General features: G+C 74.0%; 7 protein-coding genes. 4 read left to right on the top strand and 3 right to left on the bottom strand.

Going from position 1 to position 6,655, the window contains the following annotated elements; genetic code table 11:
• Window positions 1–223 precede the first annotated feature (223 nt).
• Both glpK and EF903_RS26580 read right to left on the bottom strand, forming a co-directional pair.
• The gene (gene glpK / locus EF903_RS26585; protein ID WP_125547326.1) at window positions 224–1,741 is read right to left on the bottom strand and encodes a glycerol kinase GlpK; all 1,518 of its coding nucleotides are present in this window, start codon (window positions 1,739–1,741) and stop codon (window positions 224–226) included.
• A 49-nt stretch (window positions 1,742–1,790) separates the two neighbouring features.
• Window positions 1,791–2,636: an MIP/aquaporin family protein gene (locus tag EF903_RS26580; RefSeq protein ID WP_125547324.1), complete on the bottom strand. Its 846-nt coding sequence runs from the start codon at window positions 2,634–2,636 to the stop codon at window positions 1,791–1,793.
• Between the two features lie 304 nt (window positions 2,637–2,940).
• Here EF903_RS26580 and EF903_RS26575 point away from each other — a divergent pair, with 304 nt between their 5' ends.
• The 3 genes from EF903_RS26575 (at window position 2,941) to EF903_RS26565 (ending at window position 4,669) form a co-directional block, all read left to right on the top strand.
• Window positions 2,941–3,609, top strand: coding sequence for a 1-acyl-sn-glycerol-3-phosphate acyltransferase (locus EF903_RS26575; RefSeq protein WP_125547322.1), 669 nt, complete (start codon window positions 2,941–2,943; stop codon window positions 3,607–3,609).
• Window positions 3,610–3,757: 148 nt separating this feature from the next.
• Window positions 3,758–4,132, top strand: coding sequence for a hypothetical protein (locus EF903_RS26570; RefSeq protein ID WP_125547320.1), 375 nt, complete (start codon window positions 3,758–3,760; stop codon window positions 4,130–4,132).
• A 174-nt stretch (window positions 4,133–4,306) separates the two neighbouring features.
• A complete protein-coding gene (locus EF903_RS26565; RefSeq protein ID WP_125547330.1) occupies window positions 4,307–4,669 on the top strand; it encodes a helix-turn-helix transcriptional regulator in 363 nt (120 codons plus the stop codon).
• Window positions 4,670–4,723: 54 nt separating this feature from the next.
• On the opposite strand, the gene EF903_RS35970 is transcribed toward EF903_RS26565, so the two are convergent.
• On the bottom strand, window positions 4,724–5,185 hold the full coding sequence (locus EF903_RS35970; protein WP_221888778.1) for a hypothetical protein: 462 nt from the start codon (window positions 5,183–5,185) through the stop codon (window positions 4,724–4,726).
• A gap of 979 nt (window positions 5,186–6,164) precedes the next feature.
• Here EF903_RS35970 and EF903_RS26555 point away from each other — a divergent pair.
• A partial coding sequence (locus EF903_RS26555) for a cellulose binding domain-containing protein (protein ID WP_185902832.1) occupies window positions 6,165–6,655 on the top strand: 491 nt, incomplete at its 3' end.

Raw genomic sequence — 6,655 nt, 5'->3', positions numbered from 1 at the left:
CCGTGCCGCACTCCGGCCCATGCCGCCCCCTCATACCGTGGCTCCGCCGCCCGTACCGCCGGCACCGGCGCGCCCCTGCGGCCCCGGGCGGGGTACCGGTCCGATGCCCGTACCGAGCCGCCGGAACACCGCCGTCCGCGCCTCGTTCGCCGGCCGGCACCAAAGGGCAGGCACCGCCCGGGTGCCTGCCCTCCGGCGCGACGGGCCGCCGCCGTCCGCCCTCCTAGTCGACCGTGGCCCAGTCCAGGGTGCGCTCCACCGCCTTCTTCCAGCCCGCGTAGCCCTCCGCACGCCGCTCCTGCGACCACTGCGGCTCCCACCGCTTGGACTCCTGCCAGTGCGTGCGCAGTTCGTCGCCGTCCCGCCAGAAGCCGGTGGCCAGGCCGGCCGCGTACGCGGCCCCCAGGGCGGTGGTCTCCGCCACGACGGGGCGGCTCACCGGGACGCCGAGCACATCGGCCTGGATCTGCATGCAGAGGTCGTTGGCGGTGACGCCTCCGTCGACCTTCAGCACGTCCAGGTGGACGCCGGAGTCCTGCTCCATCGCCTCGACGACGTCGCGGCTCTGGTAGCAGATCGCCTCCAGCGTCGCCCGCGCCAGGTGCTCGTTGGTGTGGTAGCGGGCGAGCCCGACGATCGCGCCGCGCGCGTCCGATCGCCAGTACGGGGCGAACAGGCCGGAGAAGGCGGGCACGAAGTACATCCCGCCGTTGTCCTCGACCGCCGCGGCGAGCCGCTCGCTCTCCGCCGCGTTCGTGATGATCTTCATCTGGTCGCGCAGCCACTGGACCGCGGACCCGGTGACCGCGATGGACCCCTCCAGCGCGTACACGGCGGGACTGTCGCCGAACCGGTAGGCCACCGTCGTCAGAAGCCCGTGCTGCGAACGCACCAGCTCCGTGCCGGTGTTCAGCACCAGGAAGTTGCCGGTGCCGTACGTGTTCTTCGCCTCGCCCGGCGCGAAGCAGACCTGGCCCACGGTGGCCGCCTGCTGGTCGCCGAGCACACCGGTGATCGGGACGGCCGCGCGCAGCGGGCGGGAGGTGCGGGTCGTCCCGTACGCCTCGGGGTGCGAGGAGGCGTTGATCGTGGGGAGCATCGCCCGGGGGACGCCGAAGAAGCCCAGGAGCTCGTCGTCCCAGTCGAGCGTCTCCAGGTTCATCAGCATGGTGCGGCTGGCGTTGGTGACGTCGGTGGCGTGGACGCCGCCGTCGGGTCCGCCGGTCAGGTTCCACAGGACCCAGCAGTCGGTGTTCCCGAACAGGGCGTGGCCCTGCTCCGCCGCCTCGCGCACGCCGTCGACGTTCTCCAGGATCCACTGGATCTTCCCGCCGGAGAAGTACGTCGCCGGCGGCAGCCCGGCCTTGCGGCGGATCACCTCGCCCCGGCCGGACCGCTCCAGCGCGGCAGCGATGGCGTCGGTACGGGTGTCCTGCCACACGATCGCGTTGTAGTAGGGGCGGCCGCTGCGCGGGTCCCACACGACGGTGGTCTCGCGCTGGTTCGTGATGCCGATGGCCGCGAGGTCCTCCGGCGCGAGGTTGCCGTGCCGCAGCGCGTTCTGGATCACCGAGTTGGTGCGCTCCCAGATCTCCACCGGGTCGTGCTCGACCCATCCGGGCCGCGGCAGGATCTGCGCGTGCTCCAACTGGTGCTTCGCCACCTCGTTCCCGCCGTGGTCGAAGATCATGAAACGGGTGCTGGTGGTTCCCTGGTCCACCGCGCCGACGAAGTCCGCCATGGGGTGCCGCCTCTCGTAGGGACAGGGTGGGGGCCGGGCCGGCGCCGGGTCACTCCTCCGGGGTCGGCATGCGTCCGGGGGGCTCCGGTTCGGCGGTCGGCAGGTACCGGCCGACGAGGAACTTGTAGAGGGCCCCGCCGACGAGGGCTCCGATGAGGGGTCCGAGGATCGGCACCCAGAAGTAGAGTTGGCCGTACTGGTCCCGCCAGGCCGTGCCGTAGCCCGTGAGGAAGCTCGCGAGCCGTGGCCCGAAGTCGCGGGCCGGGTTGATGGCGTAGCCCGCGTTGGTACCCCAGGCCATGCCGATCGCGACGACGATCAGGCCGATGATGAACGGCGCCAGGTTCGCGCCCGGCGGCGTGCCCAGCAGGTCCGTGACCGCGAGGATCAGCAGCATCAGGATCGCGGTGCCGATGATCTGGTCGCGGAAGGCCCCCCACTCGTACACCGGCAGATTCGTGTTGCCGTTCGCCGGGAGGGTGGAGAACACGCCCTGCGTCTTGATGGTGTGGCCGGGGTCCGCCTTCGCCAGGGCCTCGCTGTAGTTCCAGCGGACCAGCAGCGCGGCCACGAAGGCGCCCGCCGTCTGCGCGACGGCGTACGGGGCGACCTTCTTCCACGGGAACCCCTTGAAGGCCGCGAGGGCCACCGTCACCGCCGGGTTGAGGTGCGCGCCGCTGAGGCGCGCGGCCACGTACACGCCGAGGGTGACGCCGATGCCCCACGCCCAGGCGATGCTGTCGTGGTCGCCGAGGCCGCCCGCGGGGTCCGTCAGGGCCCCGCCGGCGACGACCTGGGCGACCACGCCGCAACCGAACAGGATGAGAATCATGGTCCCGGCGAATTCGGCGGAGAGTTCGCCGATCAGCCCGGACCGCTTCAATCGCTCAGCCATGGAAGTCCCGCTTCCCGCCGGCCCAGGACCGGCCATAGCCCGAGTCCTCCAGCTCCACCTGCGGCACGGAGGGCGCGCAGGGTGATCCTTGCCCAGAGTGCAGCACCCGGTCCGCCCCCGCACCCGGAGGCCGCCCAGGCCCTCCCGCCTGCGCCGCCTGAGCACGTGCCGCGGCAGGGCCCCGCCGCGGATGGGTACCGCGCCGGGCCGCCCTGAGTACGACCGCTCATGCCCCGGGCGCCGCCCGCCGCCGACCATGGCGGCACGCGGTGGGGAACACCGCGGTGGAGAACGGAGAACCGCCATGCTCAGCCGCCTCGCCGACGCCCTCGTGCCCGCGTTCGGACGCCTGTCCGTGACCGCGCACACCGGTGCCGACCTCGCGCCGGGCAGCATCATCGCCGCGAACCACACCTCCCTCGCCGACCCGGCCGTCGTCCTCGCCGCCCTGCACCGCCTCGGCGCCGAACCGGTCGTGATGGCCGCCGCCGGACTGTGGCGGATTCCCGTCCTCGGCCCGCTCCTGGCCCGCGAGGGGCACATCCCCGTCCGCCGAGGCCACCGCAGCGCCGCGGACGCCCTGGACCTGGCCGAAGCCGCCCTGGGACGCGGCAGGCTCGTCCTCCTGTACGCCGAAGGCTGCATCCCCACCCGCCGGGACGCCGGCGAGGCCGCGCCCGGCCCCTTCCGCAGCGGACTCGCCCGGCTCGCCGAGCGCACCGGTGCGCCCGTCGTCCCGCTCGGCCAGGCAGGCGCCCGGCGCGTCACCTCCGGCAGTGCGGCGAAGCAGATCGCCGGCCTGGCCACCGCGCCGCTGCGCCGTCCCGGACTCCACGTCCACGTGGGGGCGCCGGTCGGCCTCACCGGTGACAGCGCCGCCCGCACCCGGCAGGCGCACCGGGCCGTCACCGAAGCCTGGCGGACGGCCGCGGCGCGCCTCGACGAGCCGGCCGGACCCACCGCCCGACGGTGATCGGGAGGACCGTCCACCGTACCCAACAGGCGTTGCTTTTGAGCCGAATTCACGGATCCGGTCGTACGGCGCCGCAGGATCGGTAGCGTCCCGTCACGGAAGATCCGGCGCCGGATGAACGGCGAAAGCAGTACGACGGAGGACGGCCATGGCCAACGTGGAAGTTTCGCTGAAGGAAGCGATGACCGCGATCGACGGTGCGCTCGGGGCGGCGCTGGTGGACTACACCAGCGGTATGGCCCTGGGCACCCTCGGCGGCGGGAAGGACCTGGACCTGACGGTCGCCGCGGCGGGGAACACGGACGTGATCCGGGCGAAGGTCCGCACCATGGAGATGCTCGGGCTCCAGGACGACCTGGAGGACGTGCTCATCACGCTCGGAGGCCAGTACCACCTGATCAGGCTGCTGCGCAGCCGCAGCGGCGCGGGCCTGTTCCTCTACCTGGTGCTGGACAAGGGCAAGTCCAACCTGGCCATGGCCCGCCACCAGCTCCGCCGCATCGAGGCGGAGCTGGAGCTCTAGCGAAGCGTGTCCACCGGCCCACGCATGCCCATGACTTGAAGAAATCTTCAAGTCCACACATCCGAAACCGGTCAACTTCGGGTGCGCGCGGGCCGGCGGGACGCGACGATGGTGGGGAGGCCGCGCCGGGCGGGGTGCGGCCACGGTCCGAGGAGCAGCAGGAGCGTCGTGGGTATGCAGGTGCCGCTGTACCAGGCGAAGGCCGAGTTCTTCCGGATGCTCGGCCACCCGGTCCGCATCCGGGTCCTCGAACTCCTGCAGGGCGGGCCGATGCCCGTCCGCGAACTGCTCGCCCAGATCGACGTCGAGGCGTCCAACCTCTCCCAGCAGCTGGCCGTCCTGCGGCGGTCGGGCATCGTGGTGTCCACCCGCGAGGGCTCCACGGTCACCTACGCCCTGGCCGGCGGCGACGTCGCCGACCTGCTGCGGGCCGCCCGCCGCATCCTGACCGAGATGCTGTCCGGGCGGAACGAACTGCTCGCCGAGCTGAGGCAGGGTCCGCCGAGCCACCCCGAACCGGCCCCGGCCCGCACCTGAGCGGGCCGGGGCCGGAGGGACGGCCGGTGCGGGGCAGCGGGGCCCGCCCGGGCCTCAGTCCAGCGGTCCGGACGGCTCCGGGCCGCGCAACACCACCGGGGCCGGGGTCGTGCGCTGCACCCAGGGTTCGTCCCATACGAAGCCGGCGCCGTTGACGTCGCCGTGCGTCTGCCAGACCGTACCGGCGGTGGTCACCACCTTGACGTAGGCGTCGTTACCCTGGGCCTCGATGGCGATGGCGCAGGCGTTCGCCGGATAGGCGGGGTTGGCCGGGTCCGTGCCGACGGCGACGGGATTGGTGAGGTCCTGCCAGGCGATCGGGGTCCCGCCGGGGGGCGCCGCCCGTCCCACGAAGGCATCGCCGCCCGTCAGCACCGCCTGGAAGTCCTCTGCGCCCGACGGGGAGTAGGTGTCGATGTCGGAGCACGGCCCGGGGGCCCCGGTGGGGCCCGCGGGTCCGGTGGCTCCGGTCGCACCCGCTGCCCCTGCTGCCCCCGTGGGCCCGGTGGAGCCCACGGCTCCGGCTGCCCCGGTCGGGCCCGTGGGCCCTGCGGCTCCCGGTGCCCCTGTTTCACCGGTTGCGCCCGTGGCGCCCGCCGCCCCCGCGGGTCCGGTCGGGCCCGTCACACCCGGTCCCGGCGGGCCGGTGGGGCCGGTCACGCCCGGCGTCCCGTCCAAACCGTCCTGGCCGTCGGCTCCTGCGGGGCCCGTCGGCCCTGTCGGTCCTGCGGGACCGGTCGGCCCCGCAGGACCGGTGGGACCGGTGGCGCCCTTGGACCCCTTCGCCCCCGCCGGTCCCTGCGGCCCCGTGGGACCCTTCTCACACCTGGTGCGGTCGTCCACCGCCGCGGTCTGCCCGCCGGGGGAGGCGGGCTGCCGCCGGCTCTCCGTGTAGCGGCCCAGCACGTCGGCCGTGAGGTAGTCCGGGGGCGCCTCGTGCACGCCGCCCGGCGGCGGACCGGCAGGTCCCGGCCGGGCGGCCGCCGCGCCGGACGCCTGCGGTGCGGCCGCCGGGCAGGGGCCCCCGTCTCCCAGGGCCGCCGGCGTGCCGGCGAGCGGGGCGGCGGCACGCGGCACGACAGCGGCCGTCGGACTCGTGAACCCCGTCAGCACCAGGGCGAGCGACGCGAGCGCGCCGCCCTTCAGCCAGGTGCCGCGGGCCGGAAGAGGGCCGAAGGGGGACCGGGGGATGCGCCCAGGGATCATGCACGTCTCCTCGACGAGGCGGTTGCTCCTCCGGCTCTTCGGACGGCAACCCCCCGCCCTTGACGAGAAGGATCGTCATATGGGCGGATGGGCCTACGGATTTCGTCCTGACGGGTGCACGGCCGCCTACCGGGCGTGGCCGGCGCCCGCGCCCCGTTAACCCTCCCCGATCCCTTCCTTAAGCCCGCCTCAAGATCGGGGCTGCGGGGGCCCGGCGGGCGTTTTGCCCGATTCCGGATCGCTAGCGTGCTGCCCCGTCCCCCTCCCCGCACCGATGAGGCAGGCAGTCATGACCCGGAACTCACACCGCCGCAGGCTCGGCGGCAAGGCCAAGGCGGCCGGCGCGCTCGCCCTGACGGCAGCCGTCGGCGGCACCGCGCTCGCCCTGACCGGCACGGCCCAGGCCGCCTCGGCGGGCGCCGCCTTCACCCGGTCCAGCAGCTGGTCCACCGGCTACACCGGCCAGTACGTCATCACGAACACCGGCCGGGAGACCCTGAAGGACTGGACCCTGGAGTTCGACCTGCCCGCCGGCACGACCCTCTCCTCCCTCTGGAACGGCGAACAGACCGTCAGCGGCAGCCGCGTCACCGTCAAGCCGCCCCGCTGGGCCACCGATGGCCTCGCCCCGGGGGCCTCCACCACCGTCGGCTTCGTCACCGCCGCCCAGGCCGCCCCCGGCAACCCCACCGGATGCCTGATCAACAAGGTCACGTGCGGCCCCGGTACCGGCCCGGCGCCCAGCCCGAGCGGCCGCCCCACGACCGCCCCCACAGCCAC

Origin of the sequence: Streptomyces sp. WAC05292 (assembly GCF_003949955.1) — a bacterium.
Lineage (GTDB): Bacteria > Actinomycetota > Actinomycetes > Streptomycetales > Streptomycetaceae > Streptomyces > Streptomyces globosus.
Note: the sequence above shows the minus strand (reverse complement) of the source record. Positions and strands in the feature narration are given on the sequence as shown.